Origin of the sequence: Pseudalkalibacillus sp. Hm43 (assembly GCF_051842935.1) — a bacterium.
Taxonomy (GTDB): Bacteria; Bacillota; Bacilli; order Bacillales; family Fictibacillaceae; genus Pseudalkalibacillus.
In genome coordinates, this window is sequence record NZ_JBPXRR010000001.1 from 869037 (window position 1) to 889000 (window position 19964).

A 19964-nucleotide genomic window follows, 5' to 3' on the forward strand; every position below is an offset into this window, starting at 1 on the left:
TCAGTTTTGAAACGATTTAAACATTTTATTCTATGGTTTCTTTTCTTATCTACATTCGGTTTTGCAGGTGGAGGATATTTTCTATTATTCTTGATCGTTCCTTTTGAAGAATGGCTCGTAAACAATGGTTCCACTCAAGAGCAAATCGATGACATCTTGAAATACTTCGTGTTTGGTTGGATCGCTTTCGGATTCACCGTTTCGTTTGTGTATTATTGGTTTTTGATACGGAAGAAAAAACGTGTCCGGATCGCTACCGTTCTCACAATCTTTACTACGTTGAATGCTGCTTTCGTCTTCTATTTATTCATGAATACGAATTCCGCAATCGTTGCTATGAGCAGGGGAGAAGTGGAACAAACTACAGAACAATTGACTTTCGGACCATATCCGGATCAACCATTGTTGCAAGACTTGGAACAGCAAGGTTACGACGGTGTCATTACATTACTTAGTACTACGATTCCGTTTGAAAATGAATTGTTGGATCAAGAAATGGAAAATGGTGACGAAGTCGGATTAACGATCCATTCCTTTCCGATGCTACCCTGGGTAGGAGATAATGCGCAATCCATCAACGGTATCGTCGAATTATTGAAGTCCAATCCGGACAAAAGGTACTATGTCCACTGTTACTTAGGAAAACATAGAGTGGATCTGATCAAGCAGACGATCATCCAAAGGTTAGGGGAAGAAGCGGCATCAGATGATGGAGACAGAAGAATTCTGATTCAATCTGACTTTGAAAGAGGACATGTGTATACATTCAAGAATGAATCCATCATTTTAGGACCTTATCCCAATGAAGAGGAATGGTTCAAGCTCCTTCGGTTGAATGTGAAGGAAGTTGTGACATTATTGGATGAATCATCTAGCTTATATGAGGAAGAGGAGAGGATCGCAAAGGAACAGGGGTTGAAACTTACTGCCTTCCAACTGGATTCGGATTCTCCAGATCTACAGCAGCTCGATCAGATCGTTCAATATATACAAACAGCCGGTCACAAGATCTACGTGCACGATTTTAAAGATAGTCATAAGATCCGATATTTAGAATTGATGTTAGACAAAGGAATTTACCCCATTGATAAAAAGGCACTCACAGATTCAAAAGGCATGCAATTAGTAGGGGAGTCGATCATCCTCGGATCGAAACCGAGCAAAACACAGGTGGAACAGTTGAAAGAAGCTCGTATCCAAAAGATCATCTACCTGGGAGATGACACGAGCAATACCCAATCACAGATTCATACTCTCCTTGAATCAGGTATGGATATTGAAATTGTCCAAGTAAAAAAGAATCCAACGATTATCGAATTGCATGAAATTGCAGAGCGTCTGCACAGACTTCAATCTCAAGTCTTCGTCTATGGATTAGATTCCAAGTCAATGGGATTACTACAAACGATCCTAGAGGCTATGAATGATGGATTGGCAAAGGATAGCCTCCATGAGAAGATGGTTGAACAAGGATCCTTATATGTAAAAGCGAGGAGATTAATGGTCGGTCCTGCATTGAATCCAGAAGAGTGGCAAAGTATCCTGATTCGGAATGGAGTGACTAGAGTCATTCTCGTTCATGCGGCAAGTGTCCAAACCGAGGCGGATATAGAAAAACAGGTAGTGAGTGCGAACGAATACGGGATTCCGATTCAAATCATCGAAATGACAGAAGGATATGACCAAAAATTGCTTAATCAACTGTCATCGACTGATGATACAACCTATTTGATCGTTGCAAATGAATTGAAGGAAATGGTCATCAAAGACATCAAGGACTTTAGATGATTATACATTGAAAAAAATCAGGCACATAAAGAACACTCCGGAATGAGTCCGGAGTGTTTTTCTGTATCGTTATTAGATTTCCATGATGATCGGAAGAATCATCGGACGACGTTTCGTCTTTTCATATAGGAATGGTGCTAGAACATCTGTAATTTCGTTTTTGATTTCAGACCACTGTGTCGTACGTCTTTCCATCATTCCATTCAGATGTTTAGACAATATGCTTTGTGCATCATTGATCAGATCCTCAGACTCTCTCATATAGACGAATCCGCGAGAGATGATGTCTGGACCTGAGACGATTTTGAATTCCTTCATGTTGATGCTGACAACCACAACGACAAGGCCTTCTTCAGATAGGATCTTACGATCACGCAATACGATGTTTCCGATATCACCGATTCCATTTCCGTCGACATAGACGGATCCGGATGGAATTTTGCCTGCAATGGATGCTTCGTTCTCACTCAAGGCAAGCACTTCACCATTGTCCATGATGAAACAATTGTTTTCTTCAAGTTCACAATCGATCGCAAGCTTCGTATGCATTTTCATCATACGGTACTCACCGTGGATTGGCATGAAGTATTTCGGTTTCATAAGGCGTAGCATCAATTTTTGCTCTTGTTGCCCACCGTGACCAGATGTATGGATGTCATTTAATGAACCGGCAATGACATTAGCGCCAGCTCGGTACAACTGGTTGATGATACGGCTGACACTTAACGTATTACCCGGAATCGGAGAAGACGAGAAGACGACCGTATCGCCAGGGATGATTTGGATCTGACGGTGTGTTCCATTCGCTATTCTTGAAAGGGCAGCCATCGGTTCACCTTGGCTTCCAGTACAAAGGATGGTTACTTCGTTATCTGGAAGACGGTTGATTTGATTAGCATCAATGAATGTATCTTTAGGCGCTTTGATATACCCTAACTCTTGTCCGATTGTAATGGATGAATCCATGCTACGTCCGAACACTGCGACTTTTCTTCCATGTTCTACAGAAGCCTCGACAACCTGTTGGAGCCTGTGGATATTGGAAGCGAAAGTAGCAAATATGATTCTGCCATCTTCTTTACGGAAGATATCGTGTATGCTTTCACCTACACGTCTTTCTGACATCGTGAAGTCTGGAACTTCACTATTTGTGCTGTCAGAAAGTAGACAAAGGACACCTTCTGCTCCGATTTGAGCCATTTTGTTCAAGTTCGCAGGCTCACCTACTGGTGTGAAATCAAACTTGAAATCTCCTGTGTGTACGATATTTCCAGGTGGTGTTTTGACGACAATACCATAAGAATCAGGAATAGAGTGTGTCGTACGGAAGAACGTAACGGATGTCTTACGGAACTTGATGACATCCTCTTCTTGAATTTCATAAAGCTTCGCTCTTCGAAGAAGTCCATGTTCTTCTAATTTGTTTCTGATTAGCCCAATTGCTAACTTTCCAGCATAAATCGGGATGTTGATTTGACGAAGCAGATATGGAATGCCTCCGATATGGTCTTCGTGACCATGAGTGATGAACAATCCCTTGATTTTATCGACATTCTTCACAAGGTACGTGTAATCAGGAATGACATAATCAATTCCTAGTAGTTCATCTTCCGGAAACTTGATACCTGCATCGATGAGGATGATTTCATCCTGGAACTGGATTCCATAAGTGTTCTTTCCGATCTCGTCAAGTCCGCCTAGTGCGAATACTGCTGTTTGATGATTTTTTACGAATTTCATTTGTTATCTTGTCTCCAATTCAAAATCTTCATTTTGTTGTTCATATTCAAGATGGGCTCCAGTAACCTCTTGAACAAATTCGATGTTGTAATTCCGATCCGCTAGTTGTGAACGTACTGCTTGTACGGAGTCTGCTTCAACATAGAGGCTTTTCGTTGCTTCACGTACCGGTACCTCAAGCAGGTTCTCCTGATAAAATACTTTAAAGATCATGCTTAACTCTCCTTACCGTTTTCAATTAGATTCATCTGCGTATTATTATAAATGAATTCCATACGTTTTTCATGTTTTTTTGCAAGCGTTTATATATTTCGGAGGAAGGTGCCTATGTAAAAAGGTATCTGAATACATAAGATACCAAAATAATGACCGCAAAACAAATGTTAGCTCAAATGTATTGCGGAGGTTGGTATCCTCTCCAGACATTCCATTCATTCCGAATTCGATTCCTCAGTTTTTTCAGCATCGTATTTACCCCTCCTTTCCTCGTAGGTCCTACTAAGAATCCGTTCTTTAAATAAGACAGCAAGATTTGGATTGGATTCTAAGTTTGCGTTCGTCTCATTTTTCCAATATGGATGGTATACTTAGTATGGAAATTCTAAGGTCCATTCATCAAGGAAATAAGTGGTATTGAACATCTCGGACCGACATTGAAAAGAGGAAGTACGATGAAGTTATATCTTGCACTAATTACGCTCAGCTTGATTTGGGGAACATCCTTTTATTTCATTAAGATCCTTGTGGAAGATCTAGGACCATGGGGTATCGTTTTCGTAAGATGTACATTAGGTGCAATAACGTTGTTTTTGATTATTCTGGCTCAGAGAAGGTTTACCATGTTCCGGAATATTCCCTGGAAATCACTTCTACTAGTCGGAATATTGAATGCGCTCATTCCGTGGGGATTGATAGCCATCAGTGAAACGACGATCTCAAGTAGTCTCGCTTCAATCGTCAACGCTACCACTCCGATCTGGACGAGTGTCATAGGTGTATTGTTTTTCTCAATCGCACTTTCATTCCGTCAATGGTTCGGTGTCATAATCGGCTTCATAGGTATACTGGTTTTGATTGACTTGAACGTTACGACATTATTCCAAGAGGACTTGATCGGAATGGGAACGATGATTGCAGCAACCCTCTGTTATGGATTCAGTTCCCAATATACGAAAAGACATCTGCAGGGAATCAGTGTTATGATGATTTCGTTGGTAACCTTGCTAGTAGGAGCCATTGGTAGTTTACTGATTATGCTGGTTACAGGTTCTCAACCTTCTGTAGGTGTCTATTCTCTGGACGCTATCGTTGCCATGATCGGGCTAGGTGTGTTCGGCTCTGGTCTTGCGTATTTGTTGTTTTATTACATGATTCAAAAGGGCAGTGCTGAATTCGCTACGTTCGTAACCTATCTGGTGCCGATTACTGCGATGTTTTGGGGGTGGTTCCTTCTAGATGAACGCATTCCGGCTCACGCTATTTTCGGTTTGATCCTGATTTTGGCCGGTGTGTATCTCTCAACAAGAAAGACGGCAAGACGAGCACAGGTTACAACTGAGACTACAAACAACAAGAAACAAAGGGGAATTGTATGACAAACAAAATTGTATTCTTTGATATAGATGGAACATTGTTAGACCATGAGAAACGAGTTCCAAAAGGAACGATTTCCGCTATTCAGGAGTTGCAAGACAACAAGATTCCGATGGTTATTGCAACAGGACGGGCTCCATTCATGTTCAAAGATTTGCGCACCCAACTAGGGATCAACGGGTTCGTAAGTTTCAATGGACAATATGTTTCTTATGATGATCAATGTGTTTACAATAATCCATTGGATGAGGAGATCTTGACCCGCCTCGTGAACCATTCTTCTGATCATGATCACCCTATGGTCTTCTTGAATACAGAGGAAGGAAGAACGACACATCTAGAACACCCACATGTCCAAAAGTCGATGGATGATCTGAAGATGCATCACCCTTCGCATGATCCTGATTTCTACAAGGGACGCTCGATCTTCCAAGCTCTATTGTATTGTGATGATATGGAAAAAGAATCGTTCTACCGTGACACATATGAAGATTTCAATTTTATCCGTTGGCATCAATATTCAATAGATGTACTACCAAGAACTGGATCAAAAGCGGTCGGCATCGAAAAGATGATACAACATCTAGGCTATCGTCAGGAAGATGTCGTCGCGTTCGGTGATGGATTGAACGACTTGGAAATGTTGGAGTATGCGGGAACTGGAATTGCGATGGGCAATGCGAAAAAAGCAGCGAAACGCTCAGCGGATTTTGTAACGAAAGCGGTCGATGATGATGGCATTCGCGAAGGACTTAGAAAAATGGGATTGATACGTTAAGAACTGATATGTAGGTCATTATGAAAGGGAGATTGTAGAGGGAGAGCCTCTACAATCTTTTTATTTACCAGAGCCAGAACCAGTCGCGATGGTCTCTTGAACGCTTCTTGTCTTTATGGTGGTCATGTTTATGACCGGAACCATGTTTCTTACCGGAAGACTTTTTCTTTCCAGAAGATTTGTGGTGATCATGATCATGGTGTCCTGAACCATGTTTTTTCCCATGAGATTTATGATGATCTCCGTGGTCATCATGTTTCTTCCCACATGACTTATGATGGTCATCATCTTTCTTACCATGTGATTTGTGGTGTTTGTCATGGTCATCATGTTTTTTACCGGAAGACTTGTGGTAATCGTATTCATACTCGTAATCGTCATGCCCTGAAGAGTATTTCTTACCGTGAGAATGCTTGTCCTTTTTGTAACATACACATTCATACTCATAAGAAGAGTAGTACTTCTTCTTTTTCTTTTCGCGTTTCTCACGACATTTCTTGCAATCGCATTTCTTTTCATATTCTTTATATCCCATTAAATTCAACCTCCTTTCCTTATTACTAATCTATTCATGCTTGTCCTTGCACGACTGTACGATTCAATGATGGTAAAAGCATATTTTTATGAAAATGGGTATTGAAGCATAAAAAAAAGACAGACGGCATGCCGTCTGTCTTTCTCTTCATAGCTGATTATCTTCCGATCGCAATTCCATCTGGTCTTTCAAATGGATCTTCATGATTGATGTGATCATAAAACATGACACCGTTCAAATGATCGATTTCGTGTTGAAATACGATCGAAGGTAAGCCTTTCAATTTCAACTCGATTTCATTTCCATCGAGGTCGGTAGCCTTCACTTTCACTTTATGATAGCGAGGGACGAAGCCGGGCACGTCTCTGTCCACGGATAAACAACCTTCTCCGCCTTCTAAATATGCTTTTTGTATCGAATGGCTCATAATACGAGGATTGAATAGCGCATAATCATATAATTGACCATCTTCATCTTCCACAAGAACAGCTAGCATCCTTTTACCGACTCCGATTTGGGGTGCAGCGATTCCGATTCCTGGTCTGAGGTTGTATTTTGCACTTGTTTCAGGGTCTTGGCTGTTCAGGAGGAACTCACGCATTTTGATAAGGGTGTTACGATCCTCTTCGGAAGGAGGTAATGAAACGGCTTCTGCCCTTTCTCTCAAGATAGGAGAGCCTTCTTTCACAACTTCATTCATTGTTAACATATCTTCAACTCCTGTGTTCGAGTATGATCAGCGTTCAAAAAAAGCATTGTGATTATTTTAACACAACTTGGTTTCTAAAAGAATATGTACTGAGTTTTGATTTGTTCTACATAAGTTCTAAATCAAAAGAATCGGTCATATTGTACTAATATCCTCGTCCCAGTTTAATTTTTCTTGTATAGCTTTATGGAAACGTATATCATAAATAATCAGAGAGAATTTGTTAGGGGGAACCATTTTGTCCATCAAAAAAACCATTTTCGTCACTTTCTTATTATTAACGATGGTCATGAGTGGCTGCTCGGTAGGTCAGACAGCTGAAGAGAAAATCTACGAACATTTGGAGAAGACCGTGAGCCTTGAAAAAGGATTCAGTGATGTTCAGAAGCCTCTCGTTGAAGCGGAAAAGAAAGAGCAGACACTTTTCAATGAAATGTTAGGTTTAAGTATGAAAGAGTTCGATCAGATCAAACAAATGGCAGATGAAGCGATTGCCTCAGCTGAATCCCGTCAAGAAATGATACAAAAAGAGAAGAAAAGCATCGAAGAAGCTTACGAAGAATTCAAATCAGTTAAAGAGCTTGCTGATTCAATAGAAGAGGAAAAGATCAAATCCTCTGCTGGCGAGTTGATTCAGACGATGGACGATCGACATACAAGTTATCAAGATCTGAATAAGGCATATACTGAAGCGTTGAAAATGGACCTGGAATTGTATGCTCTTTTGAAGAAAGAGGATCTATCGATTGATGAATTGAAAACCTTCACTGAGAAATTGAACAAACAATATGAAGATGTTCTGAAGAAACAAGATACTTTCAATCAGTTGACTGATCAGTATAATGAACAAAAGAAAGACTTTTATAAATTAGCCGGATTTTCAACAGATGAAAAGAAAGCTTCATAAACGAGTAACATGAAGACCGATCCTATCAATGGATGGGTCTTTTTTTATTTGAGATATTTTCGCAAACATTGAAAGGCGTTGATTTCCGATTCAGGTGCTCGATTTCCTAAGGGCATGCTATCAAATTGGAGTTGTTCATTTGTCTAATATAGCGATTTTCTCTGCAAGTGTTTCATACGGCTGTGTGGTAATACAGATGTATATTCTATACTAATACAGTTTCTGAGCATCTGGACTTATTTCCTATGGTTTTAAGGGTTTAAAGTAAGAATAATCAATATGATTGACGTTTTTATTTGTCGTAGTGTACACTTAGGAACATAAATGGTTGTACTAGTTTTTATTCGTATTTAGATTAGTACAGTTCTGTCATAAACTACAGATCATGAATCGGTGTTTATGACGATTATTACACTTGGAAAAAGGGTAAAACATGATGTAGTCCGAACTGGTGAAATTCGTACAATCGATTTCATCACGTTTAGTCATGCTTTAGAAGAAAAGTGGACAATCTAAATAATGTGTATAAATTGTCTGGTTGATTAAAAAGACACATCATGAAACTTTTTTAATAGGAAAGGAAGAGGTGACCTTCATGGGTACAAAAACCCTGCAACAAATCGAAGAGGAATTTGAAACGTTCCAAATTCTGAATGAGGAAGGCGAAATCGTCAATGAGGATGCAATGCCTGACTTATCAGATGAAGATCTACAAGAACTGATGACTCGTATGGTCTACACAAGAATCTGGGATCAACGTGCGATCTCCTTGAACAGACAAGGGCGTCTTGGATTTTATGCGCCAGTAGCTGGACAAGAAGCTTCTATGTTAGGAAGCCAGTATGCTTTGGATAAGGAAGACTTCATTCTTCCAGGTTATCGTGACGTACCACAAATCGTTTATCATGGATTACCACTATATCAAGCATTCTTATTCTCACGTGGACACTTCCACGGTAACCAGATCCCTGAAGGTGTAAATGTCATTTCACCTCAAATCATCATCGGTGCACAAATCACTCAAACTGCTGGTGTTGCACTGGGACTGAAAAAACGTGGTAAGAAGAACATTGCAATCACATACACAGGTGATGGAGGAGCATCCCAAGGTGATTTCTATGAAGGAATCAACTTCGCAGGTGCTTTCAATGCACCAGCTGTATTCGTTGTTCAAAACAACCGATTCGCAATCTCTGTACCAGTAGAAAAACAATCCGCAGCGAAGACAATCGCACAAAAAGCAGTTGCTGCTGGTATTCACGGTGTCCAAGTTGATGGTATGGATGTTCTGGCTGTTTACGCTGTTACGAAACAAGCGCGTGAACGAGCAATTGAAGAAGAGACGCCATCACTGATCGAAACACTGACTTACCGTTATGGACCGCATACGATGGCTGGTGACGACCCTACACGTTACCGTACGGAAGATATGGACGATGAGTGGGAAAAGAAAGATCCGCTGGTACGTTTCCGTAAGTTCCTAGAGTCGAAAGACCTTTGGTCTGAAGAAAAAGAAAACGAAGTCGTCGAAAAGGCGAAAGAAGATATCAAGGCTGCAATCAAGAAAGCGGACGAAGCCCCTAAACAAAAAGTAACGGATCTAATTGATATCATGTACGAAGAGCTTCCTAAAAATCTACAGGAGCAAATGGAAGAATACAAAGAAAAGGAGTCGAAGTAAGCCATGGCCCAAATGACGATGATTCAAGCGATCACAGATGCGATGCGCATTGAATTGAAAAATGATGAGAACGTTTTGATCTTTGGGGAAGACGTTGGTCAAAATGGAGGCGTATTCCGTGCAACTGAAGGTCTTCAAAAAGAATACGGTGAAGATCGCGTCTTTGATACCCCGCTTGCAGAGTCTGGAATTGGTGGTCTTGCGATCGGTTTAGCGCTGCAAGGTTATCGTCCAGTTCCCGAAATCCAATTCTTCGGTTTCGTATACGAAGTAATGGACGCAATTTCAGGGCAAATGGCACGTTTGCGTTACCGTTCAGGTGGACGCTACAACGCTCCGATTACAGTGCGTTCCCCATTTGGTGGAGGCGTTAAGACTCCGGAGCTTCACGCAGACAGCCTTGAAGGTTTGATGGCTCAACAACCTGGATTGAAAGTTGTCATCCCATCAACACCATATGATGCAAAAGGATTGCTTCTCGCTTCGATTCGAGACAATGACCCAGTCATTTTCCTAGAGCATATGAAATTATATCGTTCTTTCCGTGGGGAAGTTCCTGAAGAAGAATACACGGTAGAAATCGGTAAAGCTGATGTGAAGAGAGAAGGAAAAGACATCACGATCATTACTTATGGAGCGATGGTTCATTCTTCACTGAAAGCAGCTGAAGAGCTTGAAAAAGAAGATATCCAAGCGGAAGTTATCGACTTGCGTACAGTGAGCCCGATCGATATCGATACAATCATTGAATCTGTCAACAAGACAGGTCGTGCCATTGTCGTACAAGAAGCCCAAAAACAAGCAGGAATTGCAGCTAGCGTTGTTGCTGAAATCAATGATCGTGCAATTCTTTCCTTGGAAGCGCCAGTGTTACGTGTAACAGCACCAGACACAGTGTTCCCGTTCTCTGCTGCAGAAGATGTGTGGCTGCCTGATTATAAAGATATTGTGACGAAATCCAAGCAAGTCATCGACTTTTAATAGATCAAAAATCAACACTCCAATCTGAGTATATACAAAACAAGGAGGCGAACCCTGTGGCGTTTGAATTTAAACTGCCAGATATCGGTGAAGGTATCCATGAAGGCGAAATCGTGAAATGGTTTGTCAAAAAAGGCGACGAAATCAAAGAAGACGACATTCTTCTTGAAGTACAAAACGATAAAGCTGTCGTGGAAATCCCATCACCATACGATGGTACAGTAAAAGATATCAAGGTAGATGAAGGAACAGTAGCTGTTGTCGGAGATGTCCTTCTTACAATTGATGCAGAAGGTTATGAAGGCGAAGAAGAAGAAGCTGAAGAATCTGAAGCAAAAGATGAAAAGCAGGAAGAAAAAGAAGCTAAGACAGAAGAAAAACCTGCTGATGAAGAAAAGAAACAAGAACAAGAAAAAGAAGAAACTAAAGCAGAACCAGCAGCAGAAGAAGAGGACGATCCGACTAACCGAGTTAAGGCAATGCCTTCTGTACGTAAGTACGCTCGTGAAAAGGATGTCAACATCAAGAAAGTCCAAGGTTCAGGTAAGAATGGACGTATTTTGAAAGAAGATATTGATGCTTATCTGGATGGAGGACAAGAAGCACCTCAAGAGGAAGCTGCTCAAGAAACAGAAGCGAAGCAGGAAGATCGATCTGAAAAAGCGCAACCTGCAGCTGCTCAGCAACAACAGCTTGAAACTCGTGAGAAGTTGAAAGGCATGAGAAAAGCGATTGCAAACGCAATGGTCAACTCGAAACACACTGCTCCTCACGTCACACATATGGATGAAGTGGTTGTGACAGACTTGGTTGCACACCGTAAGAAGTTCAAAGAGGTCGCTGCTGATAAAGGCATCAAACTTACTTACCTTCCATATGTAGCAAAAGCATTGGTTTCTGCATTGCGTGAATATCCGATCTTGAATGCTTCAATTGATGATCAGAACGAAGAAATCGTCCATAAGCATTACTACAACATCGGTATTGCTGCAGATACGGATGCTGGACTTGTTGTTCCGGTCATTAAAGACGCAGATCGGAAATCCATTTTCAAGCTTTCAGACGAGATTAATCAATTGGCAAAGAAAGCGCGAGATGGTAAGCTAACAACGGATGAAATGAAAGGAAGCACATGCACGATCTCAAACTTGGGATCTGCTGGTGGACAGTGGTTCACTCCGATCATCAACCATCCTGATGCTGCGATTCTTGGTGTAGGTCGTATCCAAGAAAAGCCTGTCGTTGAAAATGGAGAAATCGTAGCTGCTCCAGTATTAGCGGTGTCCATCAGTTATGACCACCGCCTTGTAGACGGAGTAACAGCTCAGAACGCGTTGAATCATGTGAAGCGTCTGTTGAACGACCCACAACTCTTGATAATGGAGGCATAAAAATGGTAGTTGGAGATTTTGCTGAAGAAATTGACACACTGGTCGTTGGTTCTGGCCCTGGGGGATATGTAGCGGCGATCCGAGCTGCACAAATGGGGCAAAAAGTGACAATCGTCGAAAAAGGCGAGATCGGTGGAGTATGTCTGAATGTAGGATGTATCCCTTCAAAAGCAGTCATTAACGCGAGTCATCGCTTTGAGCATGCTCAACATTCAGATGACATGGGGATCACTGCTGAGAATGTCAAAGTCGATATGAGTAAAGTCCAGGAATGGAAGTCTGGTATCGTCAAGAAATTGACAGGCGGAGTAGAAGGTCTCCTTAAAGGTAACAAGGTTGAGATTGTAAAAGGAGAAGCTTATTTCTCTGATACGAATACCGTCCGTGTAACAAAAGATGAGTATACATCTCAAACGTATAAGTTCAAGAACTGTATCCTTGCTACAGGCTCAAGCCCGATCGAACTTCCTTCATTCAAATGGAGCGATCGTGTCATCTCATCTACTGGAGCGCTTGCTCTTACTGAAGTACCGAAGAAGATGGTCGTCATCGGAGGCGGATACATTGGTATCGAGCTTGGTACAGCATACGCAAACCTTGGAACCGAGGTAACGATCCTCGAAGGTGGTAAGCAGATCCTGCCAGGATTCGAAAAGCAAATGAGTACACTCGTTTCTCGTCGCCTTAAGAAAAAAGGTGTTGAAATCATCACGGATGCAATGGCAAAAGGCGTTGAAGAATCAGATGACGGCGCAAAAGTCACTGCAGAAGTGAAAGGTGAAGAAAAGACGTTTGATGCAGATTATGTACTTGTCACTGTTGGACGTAAGCCGAACACAGAAGAGCTTGGTCTTGAACAAATCGGCGTCAAGATGACTGACAAAGGCTTGATCGAAGTGGACAAGCAAAGTAAGACTTCTGTTGATGGATTATACGCAATTGGAGACATCGTTCCTGGTCCAGCACTTGCACACAAAGCATCTTATGAAGGTAAGATTGCTGCAGAGGCCATTGCTGGAGAAGCAGCAGAAATCGACTATCTAGCGATTCCTGCAGTCGTATTCAGTGATCCTGAACTTGCAAGCGTCGGTTATTCCGAAGCTGAAGCGAAGGAAGCAGGATTCGATGTGAAAGCTTCTAAATTCCCATTCGGAGCAAATGGACGAGCGTTGTCATTGAACGATGCAGAAGGATTCATGAAGCTGATTACGCGTAAAGAAGATGGCCTTGTCATCGGAGCGCAAATTGCAGGTCCAAATGCATCTGACATGATTGCAGAGCTTGGCCTTGCGATTGAAGCAGGTATGACTGCTGAAGATATCGCAATGACGATTCACGCACATCCGACACTAGGAGAAATCACTATGGAAGCTGCAGAAGTCGCAATCGACTTGCCGGTTCACATTGTAAAATAAAGATAGGAAAGAAGCGATCAGAGATGGTCGCTTCTTTTTTGCACAACTATATGGGCTTAATACAAGCAAAAAAGGACTGCACAGTGGCAGTCCTTTTTGTGTGGGATCATTTCGTATAGGCCGCTTCTAAATGGGTTTCAATCGCTTCTACCTTGCGCTTGCCTTCTAAGCGTGTGATTTCTTCTTTACCATCAAGAACGATGATGGTAGGGAACGAATTGATCTGGTAATGGTTGACCAACTTATCATTCCCTTTCTTAATGATCTTGACAGAATCGAGTTTGGTTGGATACTTCTTCTGTAACGTCAGCAACGCTTCATAATAAAAACGTTCCACGTCATCACTTCTATTCGAAGAGAATATCAATGTATGGAATTGGTCAGAGGCCAGGTTGACTGGCAACCGATCGTCGACAGGTGTAAACTGACAGCTGCTTAATAAACTTACAATTGTAAACAAGGATATCGAAAGAATTCCAATGGATTTCAATTTCATGGAGTTCACTTCTTTCATAAGTTGTAATGCCATTGTTCACAAAGATTTTAACATGGAAAGCTGTCGATTTTTGAAACGTCGTGAATTCGTAAATGAAATGTTACAGAATTGAAATTTGAGAACCCATTTCTTGAGGTCGTAACATGATTGTAATTTACATATACATGGTACGGAGGACTGGAAGGGGAGGAAGGGGCATGTACACCTTGTTGATGCTTTCTTCAGTACAATTGATCACGTGGAGCTTCTACGCACTTGTTACCTACTTATCTCATAGAGATCCTTCACTATTTGAATATATCTTATTAGGGGTATTCTGTTATTTTGGTTATTTGTTCAGTATCTATCTGAAAGGGCCTAGACTATATTCTGGGGTTTCAAGCTTTGTCGGTGCGGGTAGTTACTTGTTATACAAATATCTTATTACATGAAAAATGGAGAGGCTCGAGAGCCTCTCCATTCGTAAACCATTGTATTTATTTCTTGTTCAATTTATAATCTTCCTTCAAGGCTTTCATGATCGCAAATACGATGAAGATCATGATGAAGGTAAATGGAAATGCTGCTATGATTGAGGCTGTCTGTAGGGCTGTGAGTCCACCTGAATAAAGGAGGATTGCTGCTGAAGCCGCTACGACACCACCCCAGATGAATTTGATGTAATTGGAAGGGTTCAAGCTTCCGTTTGTCGTCTGCATTCCAAGTACGAAAGTAGCCGAGTCGGCAGATGTAATGAAGAACGTACTAATCAACAGAATTGCAATGATAGACATGACTGCACCTAATGGGAACTGTTCAAACAAGGAGAACAATGCAACCTCTGTCCCTTGGTCGGTCATTAACTGGTAAAGGCCTGTTCCTTCCATTCGTTCTTTGAAGATCGCTGATCCACCGAATACAGAGAACCAAAGACCACCAAAGATTGTTGGTACTAGAAGTACACCCAGAACGAATTCTCGGATCGTACGTCCTTTTGAAACACGGGCGATGAACATACCGACGAATGGAGCCCAAGCAATCCACCAAGCCCAGTAGAAGACAGTCCAAGATTGAATCCAACCTTGCTTAGTTTCGCTATACGGCCCAAGCGTGAAACTCATGCTCGGCAAGTTCTGGACATAGGAACCTAACGTTTGTGTGAATACATCCATGATGAAATTCGTTGGTCCAGCGAACAGTAAGAAGAACATTAAACCAATCGCCAAAACGATGTTCGTATTACTTAAGTATTTGATTCCTTTGTTCAGTCCAGTTGAGGCTGAAATGATGAAAAGAACCGTTACAATCGCGATAATGACCAATTGGGTCAGCTTCGTGTTTTGTATGCCTTCAAAGACATAGGATAAACCACCACTGATTTGTGCAGCACCGAAACCAAGTGAGGTAGCTACACCGAATACGGTCGCAAACACTGCGATGACATCAATTAAAATTCCGATAGGTCCATTGACGCGGTCACCTAATAAAGGTCTGAAAATCGCGCTGATCAATCCAGGAGCACCTTTACGGAATTTGAAGTAAGCAAGAGCTAGACCGACAACGGTGTAAATACCCCAAGGGTGTAATCCCCAGTGGAAAAATGCATATCGGAGTGATGCTCTAGCGGATTCTACGGTCTCCCCGTTTCCGGATGGAGGATCGTAATAGTGGTAGAGAGGTTCTGCCGTACCCCAGAACACAAGTCCGATACCCATTCCAGCACTGAATAGCATGGCGAACCATGTAACCAGGTTGTAGTCGGGTTCATCGTCATCTTTCCCCAGTTTGATTTTCCCGTATCTACTGAAAATCAAATAGATGGCAAAGATCAAGAATGCTGTAGCAGACAAGAGATAGAACCATCCGAACTTAATCTGAAGAAAGCTCTGAACTGCACCAGTCTTTTCTTGGAGCCCTTCTGGGGATAAGACGCCCCAGGCAATGAAGACTAATGAAATAATGAGTGAAATGATGAAAACTTTGGTGAATTTCTTCATTAAACTTCTCCTTTCTTATTTTATGGTGTTTTAAGCACGTATCCCATTGTACCGAAATACCTAATTCATTTTCAAGGATTTTGATAGTCACAATATACTAAAGACAGTTTAGCTATACCCTATTTTGTACCTAGATAACCAAATTATTCATGTCTATGGGTGTTTTGTCTCTTCCGTTTCAACAATAGAAATTTTATACTGAATGAAGCCATAAGAGTATAGAAAAAGGGGAGTCATCATGAAAAAAACACTATTATTATTGTTGATTGTGTTGTTAGCTGCGTGCAGTGCTCAAACAACAGAAAAGCCAGATGAAAATGAACATGCAGAGAAACAGATGAATGAAGATCAGAAGCAAACAGAAGAGGACGTAGAGAATGAGGAAGATCCAGAGACTGATGAGGATTCAAATTCAGAAGAGGATACTGAAAATGGTAATGACGAAAAAGAAAATGAACCAGATCCTATCCAATATACCGTACATCCTGCCAATTGGACTTTAAAGCCTCAAAGTGAAACAGAGCTTAAAACCGTTTTGTTGACCATTGACGATGCACCAGACAAACATGCATTGGAAATGGCTCAAAAGTTGAAGGACCTGAATGTACCAGCTATATTCTTTGTGAATGGTCACTTCATGGATACGGATGAGGAAAGAAAGATTGTAAAGCAGATTCATGAGTTAGGGTTCGAAATCGGGAACCATACGATGACCCATGCGAACCTTTCGAAGTTGTCTGTAGATAAACAACGATATGAAATTACACAGTTATCTGAAGAAATCCAAAACGTAACAGGGGAAGCACCGAAGTTCTTCAGAGCACCTTTCGGGGTCAATACAGATTTTTCAAAGCAACTGATGGAAGAACAACAAATGATTTATATGAATTGGACCTATGGATACGATTGGGAGAAAGAATATCAGACGAGTGCATCCATTGCAGATATCATGGTCAACACACCTCTATTGACGGATGGAGCAATCCTGTTGATGCATGACCGTGATTGGACGAATGAAGCGCTCATGGATATCGTTAAAGGCCTGGAAGCGAAAGGATATACCTTTGTAGATCCGGATCAGATCGTACAATGAGGAATGAAGAAAGGATGACATATCGATGTCATCCTTCTGTTTATCTTGATTATCGCTTGTAATAGTACATGATCCTTCCATTGAATAGATGGAGTTCTCCATCTAACTGTTTGGCGAGAAACTTGCTGAATTCTACAGCTTTTCCTTTATCACCATGTGTAGCGCCATCTGGTAGGACAATTTGAACTTGGTTCGCATTCTCGGAGTCAGGTTCTGACCCGACTCCGACAAGTATGTAATGATAGCCTTGCTCCGTACCTTTCAATTCGTAGTATTTCAATTCCTTGGACTCACGGAGTTCTATGGAGTAAGGAAAGGCTGCAGAACCATATTCCCAACTAAGCTGTTCTCCGGTTTTTGAAGTGATTTCTTTGTAGTATCGTATGAGATTTTCAACATCATCCAATGTAATGGATTGCTGTTTGGATTTTTCCACTAATTTGACGTATGCACTACTAGACAATATCGTTCACTCCTGTCAGTACATGGATATTTATAATAGTATCATTAGATTTGGAAAATTGACAGACGTAGACGATGAGAAATCCACTGGTCATATTTCTGAAAGGAGGAGGATCAAAGATTACGAATGTCATCCAATTGAAATGAAAAGTATTGTCGAAAACGTTGTTATTTATGGTTTCAAGGAGTATAATTAATTATAATATTCAAAAAATTCAGAAGGAGGGCGTGGTATGGATCTTTTTGACAAACTTTATGATGAAGACGAAACGGTTAAAGTCAGGTTTGTAGGGTTCACTACCGAACATGTCCGATATGATTTCGGGATCGTCTACACGAACATGTTCTTCGGTAAACCGCTCGTCGTGTGCATGCAGACCGGGCGCTCCACTTTGATGGATGCGACTGATCTGAAGAACACAGAAAGTATTCAAAAAGCTTTTAAAATCCAGTCGAGGAAAGAGGCAGAAGAGTTGTCATCTTTTTTTGAAGAATCGCTCCCGTTCTCTCCAATTGCTGAACAATATGAATAAGAGACATCAAGCCCGGCATTCACAGGAATGTACGGGCTTTTTTAATAGAAAAACGACTCTGTTCTAATTAAACATACTTTTCTTTAATGTGACATACAATTTATCCTTGACAATTTAAATGTGACATCATAATATGAATGTAACGACATAATAAAAGCGCTTTCAAGAAGCGAAGGAGAGGGATGGACAATGGGAACAGTAATTTGCCAAACTTGTGATATGACGATTGAACATTTTGAAGTGGATAAGGTGACTACTTTATACTCCAACTGTCCGGACTGTAAACGGAAAAGAAAGAATGGCAAGAAGACCGCCTAATATATGAAGAAAAGAAGACCGCCTCAGCATAACCTGAGGCGGTCTTCTTCATTTTATATAGATTGAGATTTCAATCCTTACATCTAACTTAGAAAATCGGCTTATGTTCCTTGATCACCCGGATCATCTTCAAGGATTCATCCTCTGGTCCTTGGACTGGCAATCCAGCTTCAATATTTTCGAAAATATAGTCGATATTCTCCTGGGTGATGATCTCTCCAGGAATGAATATCGGAATACCTGGTGGATAGACCATAACAAATTCAGCGATGATCCTGCCAGTCGCCTCTTCAAAAGGTATGCTTTCCGTCTCCGCATAGAACGCATCACGAGGTGAGAGGGACAAGACAGGAATACTTGGAACACTTACAGGGATCTTCGCTTTGATTTCCTTGATCGATTCCTGATGCATGTGAGATAGCTCAGTCAAAGCTACAATCAGCTTATGGACTTCCTCTTCTCTGTCTCCAGACGTAATGATACAAAGGATATTATAGAGGTCCGATAATTCCACCTCGATATTATGCTTCTCCCTTAACCATACTTCTACATCATACCCAGTGATATTCAATTCTTTCACCGAAATGATCAGTTTCGTAGGATCGAAATCATACGTTGCAGGAGTACCAAGGATCTCCTGCCCGACGCAATGGATGCTTGGAATTTCATTGATCTTTCTACGAGCCGACTCGGCGAGATGAATGGCCTGTTCCGCTAACTCATACCCCTGAGTAGCCAATCTTCTTCTTGCCACATCAAGTGAAGCAAGCAAGATATAGGAAGTCGATGTTGTCGTCATCATACTTAGGATGGATTGGACACGCTCCGGTGATACGAGGTTGCCTCGGACATTCAGGACTGAGCTTTGTGTCAACGACCCTCCAAGTTTGTGGACGCTTGTTGCGGCCATGTCTGCACCTGCTTGCATTGCAGAGAGGGGCAACCGGTCATGGAAATGGATATGAACTCCGTGTGCTTCATCCACAAGTACTGGTATGTCATATGAGTGAGCGAGTCGGACGATTTCTTTCAAGTCGGCACTGATACCGAAGTAAGTCGGATTGATGACAAGTAACCCTTTCGCATCTGGATGTTGTTCAAGGGCTTTCTTCACTGATTGAGTCGTTATACCATGTGAAATACCGAGAGTAGGGTCGATGTCTGGATGGATGAATACAGGAACAGCACCTGAAAAAATGATTGCTGACATGACAGACTTGTGGACATTTCGTGGCACGAGTACCTTTTCACCAGGTTTACAAACAGCAAGGATCATCGTCATGATCGCACCGCTCGTACCTTGTACTGAAAAGAAGGTATGGTCCGCTCCAAAAGCTTCTGCAGCAAGTTGCTGAGCTTCCTTGATCATCCCGTGTGGGTGATGTAGATCATCTAATGGACCAATGTTGATCAAGTCGATTGATAAGGCGTTTTCGCCAATGAAATCCCTGAATTCTGGATCCATACCTCTCCCTTTTTTATGACCAGGAATATGGAATTGTATCGGGTCGCGTTTTGCATGGTTCAATAGACCAGTAAAGAGGGGTGTTTCGTTTTGTGACAATCAG

The 19964-nt window shown here is 41.5% G+C and carries 19 protein-coding genes; 11 read left to right on the top strand and 8 right to left on the bottom strand.

Annotation, left to right across the window (positions count from 1 at the left end):
- Positions 1-6: 6 nt before the first annotated feature.
- Positions 7-1788: a hypothetical protein gene (locus tag ACSVDE_RS04655; protein ID WP_439299797.1), complete on the top strand. Its 1782-nt coding sequence runs from the start codon at positions 7-9 to the stop codon at positions 1786-1788.
- Positions 1789-1860: 72 nt separating this feature from the next.
- On the opposite strand, the gene rnjA is transcribed toward ACSVDE_RS04655, so the two are convergent.
- Together rnjA and ACSVDE_RS04665 are read right to left on the bottom strand one after the other, a co-directional pair.
- On the bottom strand, positions 1861-3528 hold the full coding sequence (gene rnjA, locus ACSVDE_RS04660; RefSeq protein WP_439299798.1) for a ribonuclease J1: 1668 nt from the start codon (positions 3526-3528) through the stop codon (positions 1861-1863).
- A gap of 3 nt (positions 3529-3531) precedes the next feature.
- A complete protein-coding gene (locus ACSVDE_RS04665) occupies positions 3532-3741 on the bottom strand; it encodes a DNA-dependent RNA polymerase subunit epsilon (protein WP_439299799.1) in 210 nt (69 codons plus the stop codon).
- Positions 3742-4199: 458 nt separating this feature from the next.
- On the opposite strand from ACSVDE_RS04665, the gene ACSVDE_RS04670 reads away from it, so the two are divergent.
- Positions 4200-5123, top strand: a complete 924-nt coding sequence (locus ACSVDE_RS04670; RefSeq protein ID WP_439299800.1) for a DMT family transporter — start codon at positions 4200-4202, stop codon at positions 5121-5123.
- Complete coding sequence (locus tag ACSVDE_RS04675) at positions 5120-5899, top strand: Cof-type HAD-IIB family hydrolase (protein WP_439299801.1); 780 nt, start codon at positions 5120-5122, stop codon at positions 5897-5899. The genes ACSVDE_RS04670 and ACSVDE_RS04675 overlap by 4 nt, the downstream gene beginning before the upstream one ends.
- Before the next feature lie 64 nt (positions 5900-5963).
- Here ACSVDE_RS04675 and ACSVDE_RS04680 read toward each other — a convergent pair whose 3' ends face one another.
- Positions 5964-6434, bottom strand: coding sequence for a hypothetical protein (locus ACSVDE_RS04680; protein ID WP_439299802.1), 471 nt, complete (start codon positions 6432-6434; stop codon positions 5964-5966).
- 157 nt (positions 6435-6591) lie between these two features.
- A complete protein-coding gene (gene def, locus ACSVDE_RS04685) occupies positions 6592-7143 on the bottom strand; it encodes a peptide deformylase (protein WP_439299803.1) in 552 nt (183 codons plus the stop codon).
- 238 nt (positions 7144-7381) lie between these two features.
- Between def and ACSVDE_RS04690 the strand changes: the two genes are divergently transcribed.
- The 5 genes from ACSVDE_RS04690 to lpdA all read left to right on the top strand — a co-directional run bounded on the left by ACSVDE_RS04690 (position 7382) and on the right by lpdA (position 13518).
- Positions 7382-8050 carry a YkyA family protein gene (locus ACSVDE_RS04690; RefSeq protein WP_439299804.1) on the top strand — a complete coding sequence of 223 codons (669 nt, stop codon included), beginning with the start codon at positions 7382-7384 and terminating at the stop codon, positions 8048-8050.
- A 595-nt stretch (positions 8051-8645) separates the two neighbouring features.
- Positions 8646-9731 (top strand): pyruvate dehydrogenase (acetyl-transferring) E1 component subunit alpha, encoded by a 1086-nt coding sequence (gene pdhA / locus ACSVDE_RS04695; protein ID WP_226551355.1) that lies wholly within the window; start codon positions 8646-8648, stop codon positions 9729-9731.
- A 3-nt stretch (positions 9732-9734) separates the two neighbouring features.
- Positions 9735-10712 carry an alpha-ketoacid dehydrogenase subunit beta gene (locus ACSVDE_RS04700; protein ID WP_439299805.1) on the top strand — a complete coding sequence of 326 codons (978 nt, stop codon included), beginning with the start codon at positions 9735-9737 and terminating at the stop codon, positions 10710-10712.
- A gap of 56 nt (positions 10713-10768) precedes the next feature.
- The gene (locus ACSVDE_RS04705; RefSeq protein ID WP_439299806.1) at positions 10769-12103 is read left to right on the top strand and encodes a dihydrolipoamide acetyltransferase family protein; all 1335 of its coding nucleotides are present in this window, start codon (positions 10769-10771) and stop codon (positions 12101-12103) included.
- A gap of 2 nt (positions 12104-12105) precedes the next feature.
- On the top strand, positions 12106-13518 hold the full coding sequence (gene lpdA, locus ACSVDE_RS04710) for a dihydrolipoyl dehydrogenase (RefSeq protein WP_439299807.1): 1413 nt from the start codon (positions 12106-12108) through the stop codon (positions 13516-13518).
- Positions 13519-13624: 106 nt separating this feature from the next.
- Here lpdA and ACSVDE_RS04715 read toward each other — a convergent pair whose 3' ends face one another.
- A complete protein-coding gene (locus ACSVDE_RS04715; RefSeq protein WP_439299808.1) occupies positions 13625-14014 on the bottom strand; it encodes a hypothetical protein in 390 nt (129 codons plus the stop codon).
- A 476-nt stretch (positions 14015-14490) separates the two neighbouring features.
- Complete coding sequence (locus tag ACSVDE_RS04720) at positions 14491-15990, bottom strand: glycine betaine uptake BCCT transporter (RefSeq protein WP_439299809.1); 1500 nt, start codon at positions 15988-15990, stop codon at positions 14491-14493.
- Between the two features lie 238 nt (positions 15991-16228).
- Between ACSVDE_RS04720 and ACSVDE_RS04725 the strand changes: the two genes are divergently transcribed.
- Positions 16229-17083, top strand: a complete 855-nt coding sequence (locus tag ACSVDE_RS04725) for a polysaccharide deacetylase family protein (protein ID WP_439299810.1) — start codon at positions 16229-16231, stop codon at positions 17081-17083.
- Between the two features lie 49 nt (positions 17084-17132).
- Here the strand turns inward: ACSVDE_RS04725 and ACSVDE_RS04730 are convergent, their stop codons facing one another.
- A complete protein-coding gene (locus ACSVDE_RS04730) occupies positions 17133-17546 on the bottom strand; it encodes a DUF1885 family protein (RefSeq protein ID WP_439299811.1) in 414 nt (137 codons plus the stop codon).
- Positions 17547-17778: 232 nt separating this feature from the next.
- On the opposite strand from ACSVDE_RS04730, the gene ACSVDE_RS04735 reads away from it, so the two are divergent.
- A complete protein-coding gene (locus ACSVDE_RS04735) occupies positions 17779-18078 on the top strand; it encodes a DUF3055 domain-containing protein (protein WP_226551345.1) in 300 nt (99 codons plus the stop codon).
- Positions 18079-18267: 189 nt separating this feature from the next.
- Positions 18268-18396, top strand: coding sequence for a GapA-binding peptide SR1P (locus ACSVDE_RS04740; RefSeq protein WP_439299812.1), 129 nt, complete (start codon positions 18268-18270; stop codon positions 18394-18396).
- 88 nt (positions 18397-18484) lie between these two features.
- On the opposite strand, the gene ACSVDE_RS04745 is transcribed toward ACSVDE_RS04740, so the two are convergent.
- Positions 18485-19960 carry an aminotransferase class I/II-fold pyridoxal phosphate-dependent enzyme gene (locus tag ACSVDE_RS04745; RefSeq protein WP_439299813.1) on the bottom strand — a complete coding sequence of 492 codons (1476 nt, stop codon included), beginning with the start codon at positions 19958-19960 and terminating at the stop codon, positions 18485-18487.
- Between the last annotated feature and the right edge of the window lie 4 nt (positions 19961-19964).